This is a genomic window from Actinomadura sp. 6K520 (assembly GCF_004349245.1).
In the GTDB taxonomy this organism is placed as follows: Bacteria; Actinomycetota; Actinomycetes; order Streptosporangiales; family Streptosporangiaceae; genus Spirillospora.
In genome coordinates, this window is sequence record NZ_SMLC01000063.1 from 15436 (window position 1) to 39145 (window position 23710).

The 23710-nt window shown below is 73.2% G+C and carries 17 protein-coding genes and 1 pseudogene; 4 read left to right on the top strand and 14 right to left on the bottom strand.

Translation table 11 applies throughout. The features are described from left to right. Positions 1–17: 17 nt before the first annotated feature. The 4 genes from E1289_RS18345 to E1289_RS18360 are packed head-to-tail and all read right to left on the bottom strand — an operon-like array spanning position 18 to position 4704. The gene (locus tag E1289_RS18345; protein WP_131981717.1) at positions 18–1175 is read right to left on the bottom strand and encodes a thiolase domain-containing protein; all 1158 of its coding nucleotides are present in this window, start codon (positions 1173–1175) and stop codon (positions 18–20) included. Further along, positions 1168–2217, bottom strand: coding sequence for a thiolase domain-containing protein (locus E1289_RS18350; protein WP_131981719.1), 1050 nt, complete (start codon positions 2215–2217; stop codon positions 1168–1170). Before E1289_RS18350 ends, E1289_RS18345 begins: the two co-directional genes overlap by 8 nt. Then, positions 2217–3155, bottom strand: a complete 939-nt coding sequence (locus E1289_RS18355) for an OB-fold nucleic acid binding domain-containing protein (RefSeq protein WP_131981721.1) — start codon at positions 3153–3155, stop codon at positions 2217–2219. Before E1289_RS18355 ends, E1289_RS18350 begins: the two co-directional genes overlap by 1 nt. Further along, positions 3145–4704, bottom strand: a complete 1560-nt coding sequence (locus E1289_RS18360; RefSeq protein WP_131981723.1) for an acyl-CoA synthetase — start codon at positions 4702–4704, stop codon at positions 3145–3147. Before E1289_RS18360 ends, E1289_RS18355 begins: the two co-directional genes overlap by 11 nt. Before the next feature lie 153 nt (positions 4705–4857). On the opposite strand from E1289_RS18360, the gene E1289_RS18365 reads away from it, so the two are divergent. Together E1289_RS18365 and E1289_RS18370 are read left to right on the top strand one after the other, a co-directional pair. Then, positions 4858–5670, top strand: a complete 813-nt coding sequence (locus E1289_RS18365) for a crotonase/enoyl-CoA hydratase family protein (RefSeq protein WP_131981725.1) — start codon at positions 4858–4860, stop codon at positions 5668–5670. 89 nt (positions 5671–5759) lie between these two features. Next, positions 5760–6182, top strand: coding sequence for a hypothetical protein (locus E1289_RS18370; protein ID WP_131981727.1), 423 nt, complete (start codon positions 5760–5762; stop codon positions 6180–6182). 107 nt (positions 6183–6289) lie between these two features. On the opposite strand, the gene E1289_RS18375 is transcribed toward E1289_RS18370, so the two are convergent. Both E1289_RS18375 and E1289_RS18380 read right to left on the bottom strand, forming a co-directional pair. After that, the gene (locus E1289_RS18375) at positions 6290–7402 is read right to left on the bottom strand and encodes a nitronate monooxygenase (protein WP_131981729.1); all 1113 of its coding nucleotides are present in this window, start codon (positions 7400–7402) and stop codon (positions 6290–6292) included. Positions 7403–7614: 212 nt separating this feature from the next. Beyond that, positions 7615–8766 (bottom strand): DUF3068 domain-containing protein, encoded by a 1152-nt coding sequence (locus tag E1289_RS18380; protein ID WP_131981731.1) that lies wholly within the window; start codon positions 8764–8766, stop codon positions 7615–7617. A gap of 187 nt (positions 8767–8953) precedes the next feature. Between E1289_RS18380 and E1289_RS18385 the strand changes: the two genes are divergently transcribed. Beyond that, positions 8954–9745 (top strand): class I SAM-dependent methyltransferase, encoded by a 792-nt coding sequence (locus E1289_RS18385; RefSeq protein ID WP_131981733.1) that lies wholly within the window; start codon positions 8954–8956, stop codon positions 9743–9745. Continuing rightward, the gene (locus E1289_RS39645) at positions 9742–10980 is read left to right on the top strand and encodes an acyltransferase (RefSeq protein ID WP_243712924.1); all 1239 of its coding nucleotides are present in this window, start codon (positions 9742–9744) and stop codon (positions 10978–10980) included. The genes E1289_RS18385 and E1289_RS39645 overlap by 4 nt, the downstream gene beginning before the upstream one ends. A 2128-nt stretch (positions 10981–13108) precedes the next feature. Here the strand turns inward: E1289_RS39645 and E1289_RS39650 are convergent. The 8 genes and pseudogenes from E1289_RS39650 to E1289_RS18425 all read right to left on the bottom strand — a co-directional run. After that, a pseudogene (locus E1289_RS39650) lies at positions 13109–15226 on the bottom strand (alpha-(1->3)-arabinofuranosyltransferase family protein); the annotation flags it as partial. Between the two features lie 37 nt (positions 15227–15263). Next, positions 15264–16508, bottom strand: a complete 1245-nt coding sequence (locus tag E1289_RS18400) for a glycosyltransferase family 4 protein (protein WP_131981738.1) — start codon at positions 16506–16508, stop codon at positions 15264–15266. Continuing rightward, entirely contained in the window at positions 16505–17368 is an 864-nt protein-coding gene (locus E1289_RS18405) for a glycosyltransferase (protein ID WP_131981740.1), read from the bottom strand. The genes E1289_RS18400 and E1289_RS18405 overlap by 4 nt, the downstream gene beginning before the upstream one ends. Positions 17369–17404: 36 nt before the next feature. Continuing rightward, entirely contained in the window at positions 17405–17536 is a 132-nt protein-coding gene (locus E1289_RS40155) for a hypothetical protein (protein ID WP_268248556.1), read from the bottom strand. After that, on the bottom strand, positions 17536–19269 hold the full coding sequence (locus E1289_RS18410) for a hypothetical protein (protein ID WP_131981742.1): 1734 nt from the start codon (positions 19267–19269) through the stop codon (positions 17536–17538). Before E1289_RS18410 ends, E1289_RS40155 begins: the two co-directional genes overlap by 1 nt. A 47-nt stretch (positions 19270–19316) precedes the next feature. Next, on the bottom strand, positions 19317–21458 hold the full coding sequence (locus E1289_RS18415; protein ID WP_131981744.1) for an acyl-CoA dehydrogenase: 2142 nt from the start codon (positions 21456–21458) through the stop codon (positions 19317–19319). 53 nt (positions 21459–21511) lie between these two features. Continuing rightward, complete coding sequence (locus E1289_RS18420; protein ID WP_131981746.1) at positions 21512–22759, bottom strand: hypothetical protein; 1248 nt, start codon at positions 22757–22759, stop codon at positions 21512–21514. Positions 22760–22834: 75 nt separating this feature from the next. Further along, on the bottom strand, positions 22835–23707 hold the full coding sequence (locus E1289_RS18425; protein WP_243712925.1) for an EI24 domain-containing protein: 873 nt from the start codon (positions 23705–23707) through the stop codon (positions 22835–22837). Positions 23708–23710: the final 3 nt, after the last annotated feature.

Below are 23710 nucleotides of genomic sequence, written 5' to 3' on the forward strand. Positions count from 1 at the left end.
CCAGGGGAAAAGGGTTATCAGGGTTTGTCGCTGCCGACTATCCACATCGCGAAGAACTGGGCGCCGCCGCCGTAGGCGTGGCCGAGGGCGCGGCGCGCGCCGTCCACCTGGTGCTCACCGGCCATTCCCCGCACCTGCAGCGCCGCCTCGGCGAACCGGATCATCCCGGACGCGCCGATCGGGTTGGACGACAGCACGCCGCCGGACGGGTTCCACGGGATGTCGCCGTCCATCGCCGTCGCCCCGGCCTCGGTGAGCTTCCACCCCTCGCTCTCGCCGCAGAACCCGAGGTTCTCCAGCCACATCGGCTCGTACCAGGAGAACGGGACGTACACCTCGGCGCAGTCGAGCTCGCTGCGCGGGTCGCTGATGCCGGCCTGCCGGTACACGTCCGCCGCCGCGTCCTTGCCGCCCTGCGGGCTCACGCTGTCGCGGCCGGCGAACTGCATCGGCTCCGAGCGCATCGACGTCCCGTGCACCCACGCCGGCGGGTTCGGCGCGCGCCTCGCCGCGTCCTCGGAAGCGAGCACCATCGCGCACGCGCCGTCCGACGACGGGCACGTCTCCAGGTACCGGATCGGCTCCCACAGCATCGGCGTCGACTCGACCATCTCCCGCGAGATGCCGGGGATCTTCAGGTGCGCGTACTCGTTCCGCAGCGCGTTCTCGCGGTCCTTGACCGCGACCAGCGTGCCGATGTGGTCGGGGGCGCCCGCCCGCCGCATGTAGGCGCGGATGTGCGGGGCGAAGTAGCCGCCCGCACCCACGACGAGGGACGTGGTGAACGGCCCGTTCACCGTCAGCGCCCACGTGGCGTTCGACTCCGACTGCTTCTCCCAGGCGAGCGTGAGCACCCGCTCGTGCACGCCGGACTGGATCAGGCTGGCCGCGACGATCGCCGTGGACCCGCCCACGGACCCGGCCGTGTGCACCCGGATCAGCGGCTTGCCGGTGGCGCCGAGCGCGTCCGCCAGGAAGACCTCCGGCATCACCACGCCCTCGAACAGGTCGGGCGCCTTGCCGACCACGACGGCGTCGATGTCCTTCCAGGTCAGCCCGGCGTCGTCGAGGGCGCGGCGGGCCGCCTCGCGGACCAGGCCCGCCATCGACACGTCCAGCCGCTTGGTCCGGTACTGCGTCTGCCCGATGCCGATGATCGCGCACGGATTAGCCATTGTTGTCTCCCGACAGCACACAGACGAGGTTCTGCTGAAGGCAGGGGCCGGACGCGGCGTGCCCGAGCGTCCGGGACGCCGTCCCGTCGTGGATGCGGGACGCGGCCTCGCCGATCCGGATGAGGCCCGCCGCCATCACCGGGTTCGCCGACAGCGCCCCGCCGGACGGGTTGATCGTCACGCCGTCGCCCAGGCCGAGCGCCTCGCGCAGGATCAGCTCCTCATGGCTGAACTGCGCGTGCAGCTCGGCGACCTCGATCCCGGTCGCGCCGGCCTTCTCGCCCGCGATACGGGCGGCCGCCGACCGGGTCAGGTCGCGCACGCCGAGCGAGTGCGCCTCGGTGCGGTGGTCGATGCCGGTGATCCACGCGGGCCGCTCGCACAGCTCCCGCGCCGTGTCGCCGGCCGCCAGGACGATCGCCGCGGCGCCGTCGGTCACGGGCGCGACGTCGTAGGGGTGCAGCGGCGCCACGTCGTAGTCCTGTTCGGCGGCGGAGTCCGCCGGGTCCGGCAGGTGCAGCGCGAACGGGTTGCCGCGGCCGGACTCCCGCGAGCGCGCCGCGACCGCGCGCAGGTCGTCCTCCTTCACGCCCGCCTTCTCCATGTACGCGCGGGCCTGCATGGCGGCCATCGACACCTGGTCGACGCCGAGCGGTGCCAGGTAGTACGGGTCGAGCTGCTGCGTCATGACCGCGCGAAGGTCGCCCTGGGACGACTTGCCGAATCCGTACACCAGCGCGGTGTCGACCTCGCCGATCTGGAGCTTCACCCACGCCTCGTAGAGCGCCCAGGCGCCGTCCATCTCGACGTGGCTCTCGGAGATCGGCGGCCACGCGCCCAGCGTGTCGAGCGCGGACACGAACGCGAACGGCGCGCCCTGCAGGTAGTCGCACGACCCCGAGCAGGTGAAGCCGAAGCGGGACAGCCCCGTCCGCTCCTTCATCTCGGTGATCAGCGGCAGGACCATCTCGGTCTCCGCGATCCCCTGGTCCTCCGCGCTGTGCTCGCTCTGCACGAACGCGACCACTGCGACATCACGCATTACATGAAGTCCTTGATCTCTTCGAAGGGGACGTCGGGCTCGTCGATCGGCTCGAACCACTTGATGTTGGACATCGAGCGGGTCCACTCCTCGCGGGGCCGCCACGCCGCCTTCACCCGCATGCCCATCCGCACCTGGTCGGCCGGGATGCCCGCGACGAGCGTCAGCATCGTCAGCCCGGCGCCGTCCAGCAGGACGTAGCCGGACACGAACGGCACCTCGGGCGCGCGCGGGTCGGGGATGTTGTTGACCGCGAAGGTGGTGACGGTGCCGGTGTCGGGCAGCTCCACCTCCTCGGTGGTGGGGACGCCGTCGCGCGTGCAGAACCCCTTCATCGGGACGATGACCTTCTCGCACACCGGGCAGCGGTGGCCGAGGATCCGGCCCTCGGAGACGCCCTCCAGGAACCGGCCGAGCGCCCGCCCGCCCTTCAGCCGGTACTCCAGCGCCGCCTGCGGGTTGATCATGGTGACCTCGGGCAGGAAGCACTCGATGTCGCCGATCGTCCCGGTCCGCTCCGCCCGGTACTTCGGCCGCACCCGCATCCCGGTCTTCAGCACCTTCGGCGGCTTCGCGCCCTCCTCGAAAACACCGAGGTCCAGGGCGTGCAGCAGCGCGGTGTCGGCGCCGTCCGGGCGGATCAGCGCCCACGCGAACGGCCGGTCGAACGGGTGCTCCTTGGCGGGCCGCGGCACCCACGACCACGTCGTCACGGTCCCGGCGGGGCCGACCTCGACGAACTCGCCGGTGACGTCCTCCCCGGTCTCGGGGTCGCACTCCGCCGGCGGGACGAGCACCCTGCCGCCCGCCGTGCGGACGCCGACCATCCGGCCGTCGCGCAGCTCGCTCAGGAAGCGCCCGATGACCGGGCCGACCGAGCGGGTGTAGCCGCCCGGGAACGCGACCAGGTGGTTGGGATCGGATGCTTCAGATGGCACTCTCGCGGTCCTTCCAGTACGGGTCCCTGAGCTTGCGCTTGAGGAGCTTGCCGTTCGGCTCGCGCGGCATCGTCTCGATGTAGTCGATCGACTTCGGCCACTTCATCCTGGCGAGCCGGCCCTCCAGCGACGCGAGGATCTCGGCGGACAGCTCCTCGCCGGGCTCGATGCCCTCGGCGGGTTCCACCACGGCCTTGATCTGCTCGCCCCACTCCTCGTCGGGGATGCCGAACACGGCGACGTCCCCGACCTTCGGATGCAGGATGATCTCGTTCTCGATCTCGGCCGGGTAGATGTTCGCCCCGCCCGAAATGATCATGTCGGCCTTGCGGTCGGACAGGAACAGGAACCCGTCCTCGGTGAGGTAGCCGATGTCGCCGACGGTGAAGAAGTCCTTGAGGCGGTTCTTCTCCGTCTTCTCCTTGTCGCCCTTGTACTCGAACTCGACGCCGGCCATCTTCATGTAGATCGTGCCGGGCGTGCCCGTCGGAACCGGGTTGCCGTCGTCGTCCACGATGAGCAGCTCGCTGATCGGCCAGGCGTTGCCGACCGTCCCGGGGTGGGCGCGCCAGTCGGCGGGGCTCGCGATCGTCCCGCCGCCCTCGGTGGCCGCGTAGTACTCCCAGATGCAGTCGCCCCACCAGTCGAGCATCTGCTGCTTGATCGGCACCGGGCACGGCGCCGCCGCGTGGATGGCCCACTTCATGCTCGACACGTCGTACCGGGAGCGGACCTCCTCGGGCAGGGCGAGCAGCCGCTTGAAGTGCGTCGGCACCATGTGGGTGTTGCTCACGCCGTGTTCCTGGATCATTCTCAGGGTGTCCTCGGCGTCCCACCTGTCCATGTACACGACCGTGTGGCCCATGTGCAGGGCGGTGCCGCCGAACTGGGTGACGGCCGTGTGGTAGTTCGGTGAGGTGATCAGATGGGCCTGGTGCTCGCCCCCCGCGGGACGCCCCGGCGGGATGCCGAACAGGCCCAGCAGGAACGTCATCAGCTCGGCGCTGTCGTCGGGGTCGATGCCCATCAGCGCCCGCTTGACGCCCTTCGGGCGCCCGGTCGTGCCGGACGTGTAGTGCATCGTCGCGCCGTTGGTGCGGTCGTCCGGCAGGGTGTCGGGCTGCCCCGCGACCAGCTCGTCGTACGGGCGGAACCCCGCGACGTCCCCGATCGCGAACCGCCGGTGCGGCTCGATCTCCTCGCCGGCCCGAACGCCCTCGGCGGCGTACCGCTCGTGGACGATGAACGCCTTCGCCTCCGCGTCGGCGACGATGTAGCCGATCTCCGGGCCCGTCAGGTGCCAGTTGATCGGCGTGTAGTACCAGCCTGCCTGCAGCGCCGCCAGATACAGGACGAGCCCCTCGACGCCGTTCGGGACGAGCCCGCAGATGCCGTCGCCGTTCTTGAGGCCGAGCGCGCGGAGGCCGTGGACGAGCCTGTTGGAGCGGGCGAGCAGGTCTCCCGCCGAGTACTGCGTCCCATCCGGATCAACGGCCGCGACCCACTCGGGATCGGCCTGCGCCAGCCGCCAAAAGCCCAATGACCCCATCGGATCTCCCTACGTGAGCACGGTGAGCGTCGTCACAGACGACGCCCCGGCGAGCAAAGTAGATCACGTTCTCGTTTTGCTAATCAAGCCCTACCGGTAGGGCGACGGCTTAACTAGAATCTGTTCTCGTTTGACATCTGAGCTGGAGGAACCATGGCGGAACGGCTGCCGATCAGCACCGAGCACTGCGACGTCGAGCGCGACGGTCACGTCGTCATCGTCACGATGAACCGGCCCGAGGCGCGCAACGCGCTCAGCTCCTCGATGCTGGTGGGTCTGGCGGAGGCCTGGGCCTACATCTCCGAGACCCCGGAGGTCCGCGTCGGCATCCTCACCGGGGCCGGGGGGACGTTCTGCGCCGGCGCCGACCTGAAGGCCATGGGGCAGACGCCGTCCGACCCCCGGGTCCAGGAGCGCATGGCGCAGATCCCCGACTTCCACTGGAAGGGGCTGCTGCGGGACAGCCGTCCCACCAAGCCGATCATCTGCGCCATCGAGGGGTACGCCGTCGCCGGCGGCACCGAGCTCCTCGTGGGCACCGATCTGCGCGTCGTCGCCGAGGGCGCCACGCTCGGCCTGTACGAGGCCAAGCGCGGGCTGTTCCCCATGGGCGGCTCCGCGATCCGGCTCACCCGCCAGATCGGCTACGCCAACGCGATGGACATCCTGCTCACCGCCCGCTCGGTGACCCCGCAGGAGGCCCTCGCCATGGGCCTGATCAACGAGGTCGTCCCGGACGGCACCGCCCTCGACGCCGCCCGCGAGCTGGCCGGCCGGATCGCCGAGAACGCCCCGCTCGCCGTCCAGGCCATCCTGCGCACGCACCGCGAGACCGAGCACCTCTCCGAAGCGGACGCCCTCAAGATCTCCGACGAGCTCGGCTGGCCCGTCATCGGCTCCGCGGACGCCAAGGAGGGCTCGCGCGCCTTCAAGGAGAAGCGGCCCGCCGTCTACAAGGGTGAATAACGGACTGTCCGAAACCCGGGGACGCGTTTTCTGGGTCGCCTCCGTGGCATGGCTGGACCCAAGCGAGTCACGGAAGGACGGAGCAGGCCATGGCCTTGCACCTAGGACGCAGGCGGCACGAGACCGCGGAGGAGGAGGCGCCCCGGCGGCGCCTCTGGCCCCGAAGGACGCAGACCCCGCCGGCCGACGACACCGCCCGGACCGTCGTCGTCAAGCGGAAGCCTCGCCGGTGGATGCGCAGCAGGCCCAACCCGGTCAGCATGCTGATCATGGCGGCCGGCTGGGCCGCCGCCGCGATCCTCGCGCTCGGGATTCTGCTGACCTGGGGTGACGCCAACCCGGGCAACGTCCTGGTGGACGCCGTCCTCGACACGGGCCGCTGGCTGGCCACCCCGTTCCACGACGTCTTCACGCGCCAGGACCCGGAAGAGCAGCTCTACATCAACTGGGCCCTCGCCGGGGTCGTGTACTACGTCCTGGCACGCGCCCTGTCCTGGATGACCCGCTTCTGACCCGGCCCTGACACGTCCGGAGACCGGCACGCCGCCGCGCCCAGGGGGAAGGGCGCGGCGGCGGGGTCCGGTGGACGGCGGTCCCTTGGAAGGGGTCCGGTGAGGCGTCAGTCCGCCTCGGTGATGGCGTTGAGGCGCTCGATGGCCTCGACGTACTCCTCGATCAGGTCGTAGACCACCTGGGCGGCGGGCTTCACCTGGTTCATCGACCCGACGATCTGGCCGACGGGGAAGGTCACGAGCTCGCCGTCGCCGGAGCGCTGGATGCGCGGCAGGGCGTCCGCGATCAGCATGAACTGCAGGGGCATCGGCAGGTAGCCGGGCGACTTCTCGCTCTCCCACGCCTCGGTCCACGCGGACTTGAGGAAGCGGGCGGGCTTGCCCGTCCAGGCGCGGGACCGGACGGTGTCCCGGGACGTCGCGTCCAGCAGCTTCGGAAGGGCGCGCTCGGGGGTGTCGGCCTCGTCCACGGTCAGCCAGATGGAACCGGTCCACACGCCGTCCGCGCCGAGGGCCATGCCGGCCGCCATCTGCCGGCCGCGCCCGATGCCGCCCGCGGCCAGCACGATGGTGTCCTCGCCGACGGCGTCCACGACCTCGGGGATCAGCACCATCGTGGCGACGTCGCCGGTGTGGCCGCCCGCCTCGGTGCCCTGGGCGACGATGATGTCGACGCCCACGTCGACCTGCTTGCGGGCGTGCCGGGCGTTGGAGGCCAGCCCGGCGACCTTGACGCCGTGCTCGTGGGCCTGCGCCACGATGTCCGCCGGGGGCGGGCCGAGCGCGTTGGCCAGCAGCGCGATCGGGTGCCGCAGCGCCACCTCGACCTGCGGCCGGGCGGTCTGGTCCGTCCAGCCGAGCAGCGCCTTGCTCGCGCTCTCGGTGGACGGCTCGACGCCGTGCTCGGCGAGCAGGTCCTCCAGGAACCGGCGGTTCTCGGCGGGGATCATGCCCTGCAGCTTGCCGAGCAACTCCTCCGCGTCGCCCAGGTCACCGCCCTCGTACTTGGCGGGCATCACCGTGTCCACCCCGTAGGGCTTGCCGCCGACGTTCTCGTCGATCCACTTGAGCTCCAGCTCAAGTTCCTCGGGGGTGAAGTGGAGGGCGCCGAGGACGCCCATGCCGCCTGCGCGGCTCACCGCGGCGACCACGTCGCGGCAGTGACTGAACGCGAAGATCGGGTACTCGATGCCGAATAGTTCGGTGACTCGTGTCCGCACAACCCCGACCCTAGGCGCGCCCCGGCAAAACTGCAACAGGTTCTAGTTAGGAAGATCGGTGCCGATCCGGGCGGGGGCCGGCCAGGGAGCGGGCATGACCGAGTCGCGGCGTGCCATACCGAAGAGACGAGGCTCAGGGCGGCACACCGCGACTCGACGGCACCCGCGCGGGGCAGCCATCTAGAACACGTATCAGCGAGGGGCGGCGGCCGTCAGCGGCGGCGCGCGGGCCCCGACGCCTTCCGGCGCTGGCGCTGGCTGCCCGGCGCGGGCCGGCGGGCCTCCTGCCGGGGAGACGCGGGACCGGGCGCGGGCTCCTCCGGGTTCGCCGGGTTCGCCGGGTTCGCCGGGTTCGGGGGCCCGGACGGCGTGCCCGGGTCGCCGAACTTGCCGTCGGAGCGGCGGGGGGCCGCGGGCGGCGGCGGGGCCGCCCCGCGGGACAGGCCGAGGAATCCGCCGACGAACAGCAGGACCAGGCCGACGAGGATGGCACCGCCGGGGACGAAGCTGCGCACCATGTTGATCTTCAGGGCGGTGCTGTCGGCCAGGTCGACCGCGGCCTTCTGGTCCTTGTCGACGGTGATGAGGTCGGCCTGCGCGGCGATCATCTTGCCCTTGCCGTCCGCGGTCTGGACGGTGCTGCGGATGTTCTTGCGGTGCTTGACCGGGACTCCGGTGCGCGGGTCCACCCAGACCGTGTTGTACGCCTCGTTGTAGCGGGCCACCTTCTGGTCGCCGGCGTCCTCGGGCAGGCCGAGCATCTTGGGCGGCAGCTTGACGTCCATCTCGGCGGTCTTGGTCAGCGGGATCGTCTGGGTGAAGCGGTAGGTCGTGAGCCCGTGGACCTCTTCGACGGCGTTGAACTCCATCGGCGCGATCTGCTTGGTGGTGGTGTCGAAGACCGGGTAGTCCTTCTTCTCGACGTTCCCGAGGGGCAGCAGCAGCCCGTAGCTCCCCGCCATCCGGACGCCGCTGTCGCCGTCGACGTTCGTGCCGCAGCAGTCGACCTGGACGCTCGTCCGCCGGTCGAAGGCGATCCGGAAGGCCTGGATCTGGATGGGGTTCTCGGGGTTGTCGGTGTCGTAGATGTTGGTCGTCGAGTCCCAGACGGCGATGTCGTCGTCGCCCTCGTTGGCGCGGACGTCACCGCGGACGGTGTTCTTCGCCTGGAGGGTGACGCCCGTCTTGGTCTTGAGCTCGGCCTGGTCGAAGTACGTGGCGTTCTCCGATTCCAGGAGCGTCACCTGGTAGCGGTTCAGCGGCGCGACGATGACCTGGTCGGCCACATAGAAACGGACCAGGGGCGCGAGCGTCAGGAAGAACGCGCCCAGGCCGATCAGGAGCAGTCCGATCGGTCGCCGCATGAACACCTCCAGGGGGTATGCCGTGCTTCGCGGGCCGGGAGGCCGGGCTCCGGCAGGTTCGCGTTACCCTACAGGACCCCGTACTGGCCGGTAAGCTCCGCTCAGCAGCTCAGCAGCTCAGCCCCGGATCAAGATCCGCCCGAACCGGGCGTCTCCCGAACCGGCGCCCGAACACAGCGAGGTGGCGATGACCTCGGCGCCCCCCACGCCGGACCGGCTGTCACCCGTGCCCGGTGACCGCGTCCACCCGCCGCATCGGGCCACGCTGGCGCGGTCGGTGCGGCTGCTGAGCGCGTTCCGGCACGAGAACACCGACCCCGGGTACTTCTACGAACTGATGGCACGCGACACCGTCGCGCAGCTCGGCTCGTACGCCGACCTGACCGGCGCGACGGTCATCGACGTGGGGACGGGTTCGGGCTTCTTCGCGCACGCGCTCACCGCGGCCGGGGCGCGGTGTGCGGGCATCGACCACGACCCGGCCGCGCTGACCGCGCACGACGGCACCGCGCGGAACCTGTTCGTCGGGTCCGCCCTCGCCCTCCCGTTCCGCACCGGCTCCGCCGACGTGTGCTTCTCGTCGAACGTGCTGGAGCACGTCCCCGAGCCGTGGCGGATGGCGGACGAGATGCTCCGCGTGGTCCGTCCCGGCGGGACGGTGTTCCTGTCGTTCACCAACTGGCTGTCCCCGTGGGGCGGGCACGAGACCTCGCCGTGGCACTACCTCGGCGGCGACCGGGCGGCGCGCAGATACGAGCGCCGGAACGGCCGCCCGCCGAAGAACCGGCACGGGCACAGCCTGCACCAGGTGTCGGTGTCGGCTGCCCTGAAGTGGGCGCGCGGGCGCGAAGACGCGCACGTCGTGGACGCCCTGCCCCGCTACCACCCGCACTGGGCGGGGTGGACCGTCCGCGTCCCGGGGCTGCGGGAGTTCACCACCTGGAACCTCCTCCTCGTCCTCCGGAAGAACGGCACGTGAGGCCCGCCCCGCAGCCGGCCCGGCCGGCGCCGCCGCCCATCTCCGGGCACCAGGCCACGCTCGAAGGCGTGCGCGCGGTCGCGGCGCTCAGCATCCTCGTCTACCACGTGGCCGCCACGGCGGGCACCCTCGCCAAGCCGGACGGGCTCGGTTGGCTGTTCAACGGCGGCCAGGTCGGCGTGCCCGTCTTCTTCGCCCTGTCTGGGCTCCTGCTCTACCGGCCGTGGGCGGCGGCGGTCCTGGACGGGCGGGCCGCCCCGCGCGTCGGCCTGTACCTGCGCAAGCGGGTGTTCCGCATCATGCCCGCCTACTGGGCCCTGATCGTCTGCTTCATGGTCACCGCGGGGCGGGACCACATCGGCGACCCCGTCACGTGGGTCTCCCTGCTCACCCTCACGCAGACCTACGTCCCCGACATGTGGTGGGAGAGCGGGCTCGGCCCGGCGCATCTGGGACAGCTGTGGAGCCTGGCGGTCGAGGTCGCCTGGTACGCCACGCTGCCGTTCACGGCGGCGGTCCTCGGCTGGTACGCGCGGCGGAAGCGCACCCACGACGTCGGCGTCCGGGCGAAGCGCCTCCTGATCGGCATCGGCGTGTACGCGGCGCTGTCGTTCCCCTACACGGCCCTGCAGTTCTTTCCGGAGCGGAACCCGGAGCTGGGCCTGTGGCTGCCGCGGTTCTTCGTGTGGTTCGCGATCGGGATGGCGCTCGCGGTGGTGACGGTGTGGGCCCGGCTGGACGAGCGGCGCCCCGTGGCGGCGGTGTGCCGGGCCGTGTCGGACTCGTGGGCGGCGTGCTGGGTGGGGGCGGCGATGCTGTACGTGGTGGCGTCCACGCCGGCGACCGGGCCCGTCACCCTGCAGATACCGGACGAGTTCTGGACGTCCACCCTGCACCTGGTCGTGGGCGGGCTGTGCGCGGCGGCGCTGCTCGCCCCGGTGGCGCTGGCGCCCGCGGGGCATCCGGCGCTCGGCGCCGTCCTCGCCAACCCGGTGATGGGGTTCCTCGGCCGGATCTCCTACGGCCTGTTCCTGTGGCAGCTGCTGATCATCGTCGGGTGGTTCGAGGGGACGGACCGGGTCTTCCGGGGGGACCTGGCAACGGATTTGCCCCTGTTGACCGCGGCGACCATCGCAGCGGCGACCGTGAGCTACTACCTGCTGGAGCGCCCGGTTCAGCGGCTGACCCGCCGGGACCGTCCCCGCCGGGCCCCTGCCCGGGAGCCGTCCAGCTGAGCGCGATCGGCCCGCGCGAGTCGCCGCCCGGCGGCCGCGGCCGCCACAGCTCCGCCGCGATCCGGCCGGCGATGACGAGGCCGAGCAGCTGGGGCGCGACGTCCCCGAGCGCGCCGGACGGCGCGGCGGGGTTCTCGATGAGGTCCAGCCAGGCGCCGGCGGCGAGGCATCCGGTCCCGGCGAGCATGGCGATCGCGATCGTCCACGGCGACGCCACGGCCCGCACGACGGCGGACCGGCGGGTGCGCGCCCAGCCGCAGCCGACCGCGACGGCGGCCGCGACGGCCAGGCCGGGCGGTCCGGCGACCCAGCCGCCGAGCGCGGCCGCGAGCCCGACCGCCGCCCACGCGGGCCAGCCCGTACCGCCCACCGGCACGCGTCCCGGCCGCGGCAGCGGGCCCCGGCGGTCGCCGGGGGCCCGCCGGGCGGGCCAGACCGCGACGATCAGCAGGAGGATGAGCAGGTTGAGGCCCGCGACGACGGCGAACCGCTGCGCCCGGTCGGGACGGTAGGTCAGCTCGACGACACCGCCGGTGCCCGCGGGGACGAGCCAGCCCTGCTTCCATCCGTCGAGCCGGACGGGCCGCAGCTCGGTGCCGCCGGCGGTCGCGGTCCATCCGTCGTTGAAGTTCTCGTTCACCGTGAGGAACGAGGGGGCCGCCGCTTCCACCTCCAGCCGGCGGGTGCCGGCTCCCCAGCTGAGGATCTTGACCGGCTGCGGCGGCCGGGCCGCGGTGTCCTCCGCGGGCTTGGCGCCGACCGTCACCGTGTCGATCCGGTAGGAGTCGAGGGGCACGCCCGACAGCCGGTTCGCGCCCTCCCGCAGGTTCGCCTGCTTGCACGCGCTGAACGTCAGGGGGCGGCCCGCGAGCAGGTCGCCGAGCGTGCCGGTGGCCTCCGTCTGGATGGCGGCCTGGTCCCCGGACCCGCCGGCCAGGAGTTTCGGCCCGTACCCGCACGGCAGCTTGAGCGGGTGGCCGCGCACGTCGGGCAGCGGGTCCACCCCCCGGATGACCAGGTCGGTGAGCTGGACCGGCTGGATCTGGCTGCCGCGGAAGAAGGTGATCTTCAGCCGGTCGGTGGTCATCGGGGCGAACGACAGCCTGCCCGCGGCGTCCGACAGCCCCTCCCGGACCTCGCCGCCGCCCCCCTCGACCTGCACGCGGATCGGGCCGGACACGCCGGGCGGACGCCGCAGGGTGATCGCGGAGAGCCGCGTGCGGCGCTGCCACCGGACGCTGTAGACCGGGGCGTCCTCTTCCGCCGCCGCGATCCAGGTCGTCGCCGGGTCCCCGTCGAAGCCCGACCTCGCCTGGGCGGCCGGATGAGTGGAGATCGTCGAACTCGCGGCGACGGACGGCTGGCCGTCGACGGCCGTGTACCGGCCGATCAGCTCAAGGTCGGTGAGGACGGCCGTGCCCGTGACGGGGGCCTTGCCGGACGTCGCGGACGTGAACGTCCGGTCGAACCCGGCGCCCTCCTCGCCGTCGGCGCCGAGGTCCGGCGAGCACACCCAGCGCTGCTCGCCCTTCATGCACTCGTCCCTGGCGCCGGGCCTCCGGTTCATCACGTACGTGGCCGGGCCGTCGACCCCGGAGGGCGCGGGCATCGTGAACGAGCGGGTCGGCCGCACCCCGCCGATCGCCACCTCGGACACGCCCGCGCGCGCGAACTCCGGCACGGCCGCCTGCGCCGCGAGGCCCGCGATGCGCAGCCGCAGCCAGCGGGTGGGGCCCTCCGGCGCGCGGAGCGGCTGCGCCAGCGCCGTGCGCTGGACGTCCTGCTCCACCGCCCCGCCCTCGGTCTCGACCCGGACCCGCGCGACCGGCGGGCCGAGCGCGGGGTTCTGGACGAACGCCGCCGTCAGGCTCCCCACGTCCCGCGGCGCGTCGAAGTCGACGCGCAGCCACTGCCCGACCGGGCCGTCCCACCCGCCCGTCTCCCAGGCGGTGAACTGGTTTCCGTCGAACGCGGCGTACGGGTAGGCGCCCGGCTTCTGCGCCTGCGCGAAGGTGTCCTCGTCCGCCGCCGACGAGGAGGCCGTGATGTCGCGGACGCCGCCGCCGTAGCTCACATGGGTGGCGTACCGTTTCCAGCCCTCGTCGAGGACGTCGGTGGCCTGCCGGCGGTGCCGCGCGGACAGCGTCGGGGACGTCTGGTGCAGTTCGCCGAAGTTGCGGCGGATCAGCCGGGGCGAGTCGGTCACCACCGGGGAGCCGCGCAGGTCGGGGGCGTCGTCGTCCAGCAGGACGGGCCCCGCGGGCAGCGCGCCGTCGTCCGCCATGGCGAGCAGCGACTCCGGTCCCCCGTACACGCGGACGGGATCGGATGCGGCGGCGAGGTTCGCGACGGCCTCGGCGCCCTCGACCTCGAAGACCTCCAGCGCGGGCCGCGGCTGGTCGAGGGCCGACACCGCGTCGCCGTTGTCCCAGCCCACGGGCTCGCCGAACGCGGCGACCCGGCGCAGGCCGGGCGACCCTTCCAGCGCCTGGTCGACACGGGCGGGCCACGCGCCGCGCAGCGTCTCGCGCCGCAGGTCGTTGCGGACCAGCACGTACCGGATGCCCATCCGGCCGAGGAACTCGCTCAGCCCCGGCGACCCCTGCCCCGACCGGACCTGCAGGTCGATCGCGTCCAGCGCGCGGGTGTAGCCGGGGGAACCGGCCGGGACGAGCTGCCGGACGCCCCACCGCGCCGTCAGCAGCGGCTGGACGATGTCGTCCATCGGCCGGCCCCACAGGTACTCGCCGAACGGCGCCCCCGGCACGGCCAGCACGCCCTGCTGCCCCGCCCGCGCGTTGATCCAGGACGCCGCGTCCCGCCAGTAGCGGGGGACGTCCTTGAACTCCCCCGGCCCGCTCAGCCCGCGCGAGACGGCGGTGACGCCGATGCCGCCGATCGCGACGGCGGCGACGACGGGCAGGCTGACCAGGGCCTTCCACGCCCCGCCGCCCAGCGGCGACCCGGTGCCGAGGCTGCGGACCCGGCCCTGCCGGGCGCGCCCGGTCGCCACGACCAGGAGATGCGCGAGGCCGAGCGCGAGCGGCAGCCGGACCACCGCGTCGAACTTGTGCAGGTTGCGCAGCGGCCCGAGCGGCCCGTCCAGCAGGTCGCGCAGCTGCCCGGCCAGCGGGCCGGGGACGTCGCTGAGGTGGCCGGCGGACAGGATCGCCAGCCCGGCCAGCAGGGTGACCAGCAGGAACGTCCGCTCCGGCAGCAGCCGTCCGAGCAGGCCCGCCAGGCCCAGCGCCGCGACCAGGCCGGTGCAGATGATCGGCACCGGGTTGACCGAGAGCGCGTACCCGACCGGCCACCCCACCTGCCCGTCGATGATCAGGTAGTTGACCCAGCGTTCCGCGCCGCGCAGCACGTTGATCAGTCCGGTGGGCCCGGTCGTCGTCTCGGCCCGCTCGGTGTAGGTGAGCCACGAGAACCCGTACGTCCCGGTGAGCAGCAGCGGGACGAGCCACCATGCCGTCGCCGCGGCCGTGGCCGCCGACCACCACGCGAGCAGCCGGATCCGGAACGACCCGCGCGGCCGCGTCACGATGTACAGGAACGGGACGAGCAGGACGGCGACGGTCGCGGTCGCGTTGATGCCGCCGCAGCAGGCGATCGCCAGCCCCGACCGGGCGGCGGCCCGCAGCCGCCCGCTCTCCCCGGACGCCGCGCCGACCAGCGGCAGCACGATCCACGGCAGCATCGCGACCGGCATGTACTCCGAGGAGATCTGCCCGAGCGTCGCCAGCCCGCTCGGGGCGAGCGCGTAGGCCATCGCGGCGAACATGCGCGGGGCGGCCGACGCGGCGCCGGGCCCGCCGAGGCCGAGCCGCCCGGCCAGCCGCCAGGTCCCGACGAACGCCAGGCACAGCAGCAGCGACGTCCAGAGCCGCTGCGTGATCCACGCGGGCATCCCGGCGACGTCGCCGAGCGCGAAGAACGGGCCCATCGGGAACAGGTAGCCGACGGCCTGGTTCTGCAGCTGGCCGAACTGCTCCGGGTCCCACAGGTGCAGGGCGCGCCCCAGGAATCCGAGCGGGTTCACCGCCATGTCGATCTTGGTGTCGGCGAGGATCTCGCCGGGCCGGGTGCTGAACGCGATCGCGACCAGCGTCAGGCAGCACGCCAGGACGCGCAGCCGCTCCCGCAGCCGCTCGCCGATGTCCGCGCCGTCCGGCGGCCCGCCGCCGGGGACGGGCTGCCGGGGCGCGCCGGCGCGGGGCGGGTTCGCCTCTCCCACGGCCATGCTCGCGCTCTGCCCCTTTCTGCCCGCCCCGGGGGTGTCAGCCCGGGTGCCCGTCACCGTACCGCCGGACCGCGTGTGCGGGGTCCTCCCCCGGCGTGGCCGCACCGGGGGACGACGCGGTGAGGAGCTCGCGCATCCGGCCGGCCGTCCGCGCCCAGTCGAACTCCGCGGCCCAGGCCCGGCAGGCGGCGGCGATCTCCGCGCGGCGCGCGGGGTCGCCGAGTTCCTTGAGGGCCCGTTCGACGACGTCGGCCTGGTCGTCGCCCGGGTGGACGAGCCATCCGGTGACCGTGTCGCGGACGGCGTCGCGCAGGCCGTCCACGTCGTGGGCGACGGTCGGGACGCCGAGCGCGGCGGCCTCGATCACGCTGAGGCCCCAGCCCTCGCCCTGGGACGTGCTGAGGTGCAGGCCGGCGCGGGCGACGAGGGCGGCCTTGACCTCCTCGGCCACGTAGCCGTGCGCGATGACGACGCCGGCCAGGCCCCGCTCGGCGATCCCGGCGGCCAGCGCGGGCGCCTCCGGCCCGTCCCCGACGATGTGCAGCCGCAGCCCCGGGCGGCTCTCCGCGAGCCGCCGCGCGAGGTCGAGGAGGAGGTCGAGGCGCTTGTGCGGGACGAGCCGGGTCACGCAGACCAGGTCCGGGTCCCCGGCGGGCTCCGCGGGGTCCCCGCCGGGCTCGGCGACCGCCGTCCCGTTGGGGACGACGTGGGCCGGCCCCGTCCAGCGCAGCCGTTCCCGCACCGCGCGCAGCGTGGACGGCGAGACGACGGCGAACGCGTGCCGCCGGTACGTCCAGCGGCTCACCGGGCCCTCCAGCACGCGGCCGAGCCAGGCCAGCCACCGCGGGAAGTACAGGTCGAACTGGGCGTCGTGCACGTGGTGAATGACGCAGACCACCCGCACGCGGCGAGGGAGGGCCCAAGGGGTGAAGAAGGGGATGCCGTTCTGGCAGTCGATGACCGCGTCGAACGAGCGGTCCCGCCTCCGTGACGGCCGGCCCAGGCGGCGGGCCAGCAGCCATAGGAGAACGAGCGGGTAGACGGTGAAGCGGCCGCCGAGCCGCACGAACTCCACGTCCTCGACGCGTTCTCGCCGTTTTTGCCCTGGCGCCCTGCACGTGACGTAGTGGACGCGGGAGCCGTCGGCGGCGAACCTGCGCGCGAGTTCCCACGCATAGCGTTCGGCCCCGCCCGCGGCGGGATGCCACGGATCCCGCCAGTTGACGACCGCCAGCCGGAGTCTCGCGGGTGTCGTGCCAGGGTCCGTGGAGGTCGTGTTCATCCCGACTGTGCGGTGGACGTCGACGGCAGCCCCTTGTCCAGGACGATCGGCTCCGCCTTCGGCTCGCGGAACATCGCCCGGACGGGCACGACCGGAATGATCGGCGCCGCGGGAACGCCGGGCAGCCGGAACCCGGCGCGCACGCGGATCCGGGTCAGGTCGAGCAGGCACTGCAGCGAATGCCGCCGCACCGAGAACGTCGAGCCCGGCCGGTCGCGCCACACCACCGGGATCGCCGTGACGGACGCGCCCCGCCGAACGCAGTGGGAGAGGAGTTCGACGTCGAACGAGAAGCCCTCCGTGCGCAGGTCCGCCGCCGCCACGCGCGCCAGCGGCCCGTCGAAGAACTTGAACCCGCACTGGGTGTCGGCGATGCCGCCCACGAGATCGCGGACGGCACGGTTGAACGCGATGGCACCGAGCCGCCGCAGCGGCAGGGCGTATCCTTGGACGACCGACCGACCGTGGCGCCTTGACCCGACCACGACCGGGCGGCCCTCGCGCAGCAGGACGATGGCTTCGTCCAGCGCGGCGAGGTCTGTTGCCATATCGGCGTCCATGAATCCTACATAGGGAGCGCGCGTCTCCAGCAGGCCCGCGCGGACCGCCGCTCCCTTGCCCCGGCGTTCGCAGCGCACCAGCCGCACCGGCACCGGCCCCTTCCAGGACCGGACGATCTCGTCGGTGCCGTCGGTGCTCGCGTTGTCGACGACGATGACCTCCGCGCGCACCTGGAGCCCGGCGAGCTTGTCGCAGAGCGCGCCGAGTCCCTCCGGAAGCCGGTCGGCCTCGTTGTAGGCGGGAACGACGATCTCCAGGAGGGCGGGGCCGCCTCGCCGGGTCCCCAGGGGCCTACCCATCAGGGCCTACGCGTGAGCATGTTATCGGGGCCTGCGTCAGCGAGAGCCGTAGTTGTACAGCGGCTTGATGACGGGGTCCTTCTGGGAGTTGTCCACGAGCTGGACCGTGCCGAACGACGCTCCGGCCGCGAGCAGAACGCCGACCACTGCGGCGATGGCGATGCGCATCAGGGGGTCCTTCTACGAGGGGGAGTGCTGCGGGGTTTGATACTGCTGAGTAACTGAGGGCTCAGAGTAGTACCTGACGCCAGGAATGACCAGAAAACCACCAGATTCGCGATGACCCATCCCAGCACGACCGGCACGACCGGGACACCGTCCCCCGGGCGCGCGGCGACCCCGTCGATCCGGTAGACGGCCAGGTCGGGGCCGCGCAGCACCTCGACGGCGGGTCCGGACGGACGCTGCGACCCGATCTCGGCGTCGACCACGACGTACCGGATTCCCTCGGCACGCAACGTGGCCACGGGAGGGGCGCCGGTGCGGGCGGCCGGTGCCAGGCGTACGGCCCTCGGGTCCTCCGGCGCGACGGTGGTGGTCCCGGTGGCTGTCCCGACGCTGACGGCGTCGTCCACGACGACGCGGCGGTGCAGGTAGCGGGGCAGCGGGTCGAGGACGCGGCGCCCGCCGTTCCACGGGTAGCTCCGGTACGCCGCCCACGGCAGCACGAGCACGTCCCCCTCGGCCGGATCCGCGTGGATGATCTGCCTGGCCCGCGCCCAGTCGTCCGGGTACCGGACGGCCCGCAGCTCGCCCGCCGCGCCCCACGCCAGCGTCGGCAGCAGGATGACCGGCACGGCCGCCGCGGCGGCGGCCACGCCCGGCAGCCGCGCCCCGGCGGCCCGGTCGGCGGCCGTCCCGAGCCCCACCGCGACCGCGACGGCCAGCGGCGCCACGTACTGCTGGCCGTCCCTGAAGACCGCGAACCCCGGCCAGAGACCGATGACCCACTCCAGGACCGGCGCCGCGACCGCCCCCAGCGCCGCCACCGCGAACCCGGCCACCGCCGCCGCGGCCAGGCCGCGCCGCCACCCGGGCTCCCGGCACCACTTCCAGTAGGCGGCGAGCGCCGCGACCACCACGGCCAGCCAGACCGTCGCGGTCACCGGCGCCCCGTAGCCGTCCGGCACCGTCTCGCCGTTCCACACGCCGCCGAGCAGGAACAGGCTCCCGAGCGTCCCGAACGGGGTGTCGGCCCGCGCGGCGAACAGGCCGACGGCCGTCCCGTCCCCCGGCACCCCCGCCGGGCGGAGCAGCCCCGGCACCAGCCACGGAAGGCTCAGCACCCCCGCGGCCGCCACGACCCGCGCCGCGCCGGCCGCCCGTTCCCGGACCCCGGCCCGCCCGCGGGCCACCACGGCCACGACCAGCGCCGTCAGGCCGGAGACGGCCAGCGCCGCGAACCCGCCGACGGCGGCCGGGAGCAGGGACCGCACGAGCCGCCGCCCCCCACCCGGGTCAGGCAGCCCCGCGGCGGCCGCGACCACCCACGGCAGGGCCGCGTAGCCGAGGAGGAGCGCCCACTGGCCGAGCAGGAGCCGTTCGGCGACGAACGGGTTCCACGCGTAGCAGACCCCGGCCGCCAGGCGCGGCAGGAGCCGGGTCGTCGGGACGAGCGACGCCGCCGCCGTGCACGCCATCACGAAGATCGCCAGCAGGACGAGCTTCTGCACCGCGTCCGCCGGGAGGACGGTGCCGAGCGCGGTCACGAACGCATCGCTCGGGACGTGCCGCGGCACGATCCCGGTCAGCCCGAACGTCAGGGCGGTGAACGCGGGGTCGGGCACGAACACCATGTCGTACGACAGCACGAACCCGGGCGCGAGCCCCGGCCCCAGCGCCGCGAGCCCGAGCCCCAGCCCGGTCAGCGCGGCCACCAGATGCCGTGCCCGCTCGTTCAACGTCCCCGCTCGTTCAAGCAGTCCGCCCCCTCATGCCCGCCAGGACGCTACCCCACCGGTTCCGGGTCGCGCGGCAGGCCGAGGATCCGCTCGCCGATCACGTTGAGGTTCACCTCGGTGGTCCCGCCGCCGATGCTCATCGCGCGGGACGCGAGCAGGTAGCGGGTCCAGCGGGGGCGCAGCCCGTCCTTCCAGCCGCCGGTCAGGGCGCCCTCCTCGCCGAGGAGCGTGAACCCGAACTCGGTGACCTGCTGGCCGTGCTCCATCGCCACCAGCTTCCGCACGTTCGCCGTCGCGCCCGGGTCCGTGCCCGACAGCTGCTTCAGCGTGGCCCGCAGCCCGAGGAGGTTGAACGAGTGCGCGTCGCAGGCGAGCCGGCCGAGGCCGTCGCGAACGACCGGGTCGTCGGCCAGGCCGAGCCCGGCGGCGAGGTCGAGCAGCTTTGGCAGGTCCCCGCCGAGCTGGAAGCTGCTCGTCAGGCCGACGCGCTCGTTCGCCAGGGTCGTGCGGGCGACGCGCCACCCGGCGTTGACGGGCCCGACGACGAGGTCGTCGGGGACGAACACGCCGTCCAGGAACACCTCGTTGAAGACGGCGTCGCCGGTGCACTCGCGCAGCGGCCGGATCTCGATGCCCGGCGACGCCATGTCCACCAGGAAGTACGTGATCCCGTCGTGTTTGGGTCGATCGGGGTCGGTGCGGGCGATGCAGATGCCCCACTGCGAGTCGCGGGCCAGCGACGTCCAGATCTTCTGCCCGCTGATGCTCCAGCCGCCCTCGACGCGCTCGGCGCGGGTCCGCAGCCCGGCCAGGTCGGAGCCCGCGCCCGGCTCGGAGAACAGCTGGCACCAGATGATCTCGCCGCGCAGCGTCGGCGGCAGGAACCGCTCCTGCTGCTCCGGCGTCCCGTACTGGACCAGCGACGGGACGACCCAGCCCGCGATCATCAGCGGCACCGGGCGCACCTTGGCGGCCTTCAGCTCCTGCTGGATGACGATCTGCTCCAGCGGCGAGGCGTCCCGCCCCCACGGCTTCGGCAGGTGCGGGGTCACCCAGCCGCCCGCCGCCATCGCCGCGCGCTGCTCGAACGGGTCCATCGCGGCCAGTTCCGCGACGCGGGCGCGGATCTCCTCGCGCACCGGCGCGGCGTCCTCCGGCAGATCGACGTTCATGGGGCGGCGCACTCCCGCGACGGCCAGGGCCGCCACGTCCGCGCGGTGCCCGCTCGCCCGGCCGAGGAGCGCGCGCAGGGTCAGGCCCCGCCGGTAGAGCAGGTGGGCGTCGTGCTCGTAGGTGTAGCCGATGCCGCCGTGCACCTGGATGTTGCCTTCCGCGCAGGTGACGGCCGCGTCCGCGGCCAGCGCCGCGGCGACGCCGACGGCGTAGGCACGCTGCTCCTGGGGCTCGTCCAGCGCGCGCGCCGCGTCCCACACGGCCGCCCTGGCGCGCTCAAGAGCGATGAGCATGCGGGCGCACTTGTGCTTGATGCCCTGGAACTGCCCGATGGGACGGCCGAACTGCTCGCGGATCTTGGCGTAGGCCACCGCGTCGTCCAGGGCACGTCCGGCCACACCGCACGCTTCGGCGCCCAGCAGGACGACGGCGAGCGCCTGCACGTCGGCGCCCTCAAGGAAGCGTTCGTCCGGGACGGTCGCGCCGTCGACCGTGACGGATCCGACAGGGCGGGTGATGTCCAGGGACTCCAGCGAACCGACGACGACCTCGTCCCGCTCAAGGACGACCCAGCGTTCGCCCACTGGAAGCAGGAACAGGTCGGCCAGCGGCGCGCCCAGCACGGGCTGCACCGTCCCGGAAACGCTGGAGCCGTCCACGTCAAGGCTTCCGGACAACCCCACCGCGGCCGTACGGGACCCGTCCGCCAAACCCGGCAGCAGCTTCGCGTCCCCGCAGGCGTGCAGCACCGCGGACGCCAGCACGGTCGGCGCGTACGGCCCCGGGGCGAGGACGCGGCCGAGTTCCTCCAGCGCGACGGCCTGCTCAAGGAGCCCGAAGCCCTGTCCGCCGGCGTCCTCCGGCAGGTGCAGGCCCGGCAGCCCCTGCGCGGCGAGCGCCGGCCAGAAACCGGCGGCGTCCCCCGCGCGGACGGCCTGCGCCGTGATGTTCCGCTCGGCGAACCCGCGCACCGAAGCCGCCAGTGCCTCGTGCTCCTCCGTCAGCCCGATCGCCATGGTCCCACCTCTCCTAGAAGTGGCCACAGCCTATTAGAACGGCATTCGGTCTGTCAGGGCGCGAGCTTCAGGCGGGAGAAGAACGTGTTGACGTCCGGCCACATCTGCTTGTGCGTGTTCGGCATCGACGCGAACACCACGGCGGGCGTCTTGCGGCCGGTGTCGATCACGGCCGTGGCGACGACCTCACCGGTCGCCCGCACCCCGTCGCGCTGGTAGGTCAGGTACGAGGCGATCAGCCAGCCCTGCCGCCCGCCCACGTTCAGGGCCTGCGACGCCAGCGGCTTCGTCTCGTGCGGGAACGCGTAGTACTGCGCCTCGTACCCCTGCGCGACCACGGCGGTGGCGTTCTTGACGCTCTCCGGCCCCTGGTAGGCGCCCTGCATGCTCGGGTGCAGTGTGCCGGTGAGCAGCTGGCCGTACCAGAGCTGCCCGCCCCGTTTCTCCGTCACCAGGATCTGCTGCCCGGACCAGCCCGGCGTGCCCAGCCCGTTCTGCTTGGTGGGCACCTTCCACGGGGCGGCCATCCGCGGGTACGACAGCCCCGAATGGGCGTCCGCGACCTGCCCGCCCACCCGGCTCGGCCTGCCGCCGAACGCCGCGAGCGGCTTGTCGGGCGGCAGTTCCGCCTGCGGCGCCTCGGACTGCTCCGCCGTCCGGCCCGCGTTGCCCTCCGGCTCCGCCGGCTCGCCGCCGCCGCCCTTCAGGAAGTACACGGCCCCGGCCGCGACCAGCGCGAGGACCAGCAGCCCGATCCCGCCGAACAGCACCAGCCGGGAGCGCCCGCCGCCACCGTCCAGGACGTCGCGGTCGCGCGACGGACCCGGCGTGCCGCCGAGCTTGGCGTCGGCGGACGCCTCGTCCGCCATCCACTCCGGCATCTGCCAGTTGCCGCTGCTCGGCTTGCCCGGCTTGGCGGGCTGGCCGGCCCCGGTGGGGACCGCGGGGGCGTACCGCTCGTCGCCCCGCTCGTCGTCGGCGCCCTCGTCGAACAGGTCGCCCTCCCACTGCGGCGACTCGGCCTCCGGCGCGGGCGCCACCCGGACGTCCTCGGCCTCCGGCTCGCCGGACGACGGGCCCGGCTCCTCGACCTTGCCCCAGACGTCGTGCGACCGCCCGCCCTCACCGGAACCGGGGGCGGACCCGGACGCCGGCATGAACCCGCCGGGCACCTTGGGCTCGGCGAAGGCCGCCTGCGGACCGGTCTCGTCGCCGGCCTGCGGCTCCTCGCGGGACCCGTCCCGCGGCTCGCCCTCGCTCATATCGGTCCAGCGCACACCGCGCTCCCCCTGATCGGACATGCGGCACACGTTACGCGATGATCAGCGCTTGAATCCCGACCTGTAATCACGCTCTGGACACATCTTCCTATCGCCTCAGTGATACGCAGCGGGCCCACCGTCACCCGGTGTGACCAGCCTCTCCTCGGCCTCCGGGCCGCCCGCCAGCCGCTCCCTGACCATCAGCGTCGCGCCCGCCACCGCACCCGGCATCGCGAGCACCGCGCCCAGCGGAATGAGAAACACCACAACGGTCGCGGCACCGAACCCGAGCACCAGCGCGCGGTCGGCCCTCATCCGCGCGAACCGCTCCTTGCGCAGAATTCCGCGCCGCTCCAGCGCCACCGACGACAACTCACCCGCCAGGAAGTATCCCGACACCAGCCCCGCGACCACGGGCACGACCGTCTGCCCGATCAGGGGCAGGAACCCGCACACGAAGAACACCACGGCGAACCCCAGCGCGACGGCCGCGAGGATGAGCGTGTCCTTGACCGCCCGCCCGATCGAGACCATCAGCGGCACCTCGGGGTCCGGCGGCGCCCCGCCCTGCGACTCCTCGACCCGCACCGCGATCGCCTCGTAGAACGGGTCCCCGACCAGCAGCGTCACCGCGGTGAACGTGATCAGCGCGAGGAACAGCGCGGAGCCGAAGATCGCGATCCCGGCGACCACCCGCGCCGACGTCCGCGCCGCGTCCGACCACCCGTCCGCGAACCCCGTCACCCACCCGGCCAGCCCGTCGACCTGGAACGCCAGGAAGACCAGCGCCGCCCCGTACACGGCCAGCACGATCAGCGCGGGAATCAGCCCGAACAGCCACTGCGCCGGACGCCGCGCCACCCACCCGAGCCCGCGCAGCAGATACCCGACACCACTGAAAAGGTCCTTGAACCCGGACCGCTCGCCGGCAACCCCACGCGACGGCCCCACCGGCCCCACCACTCCACTCACGCCGCCAAACCCTATAGC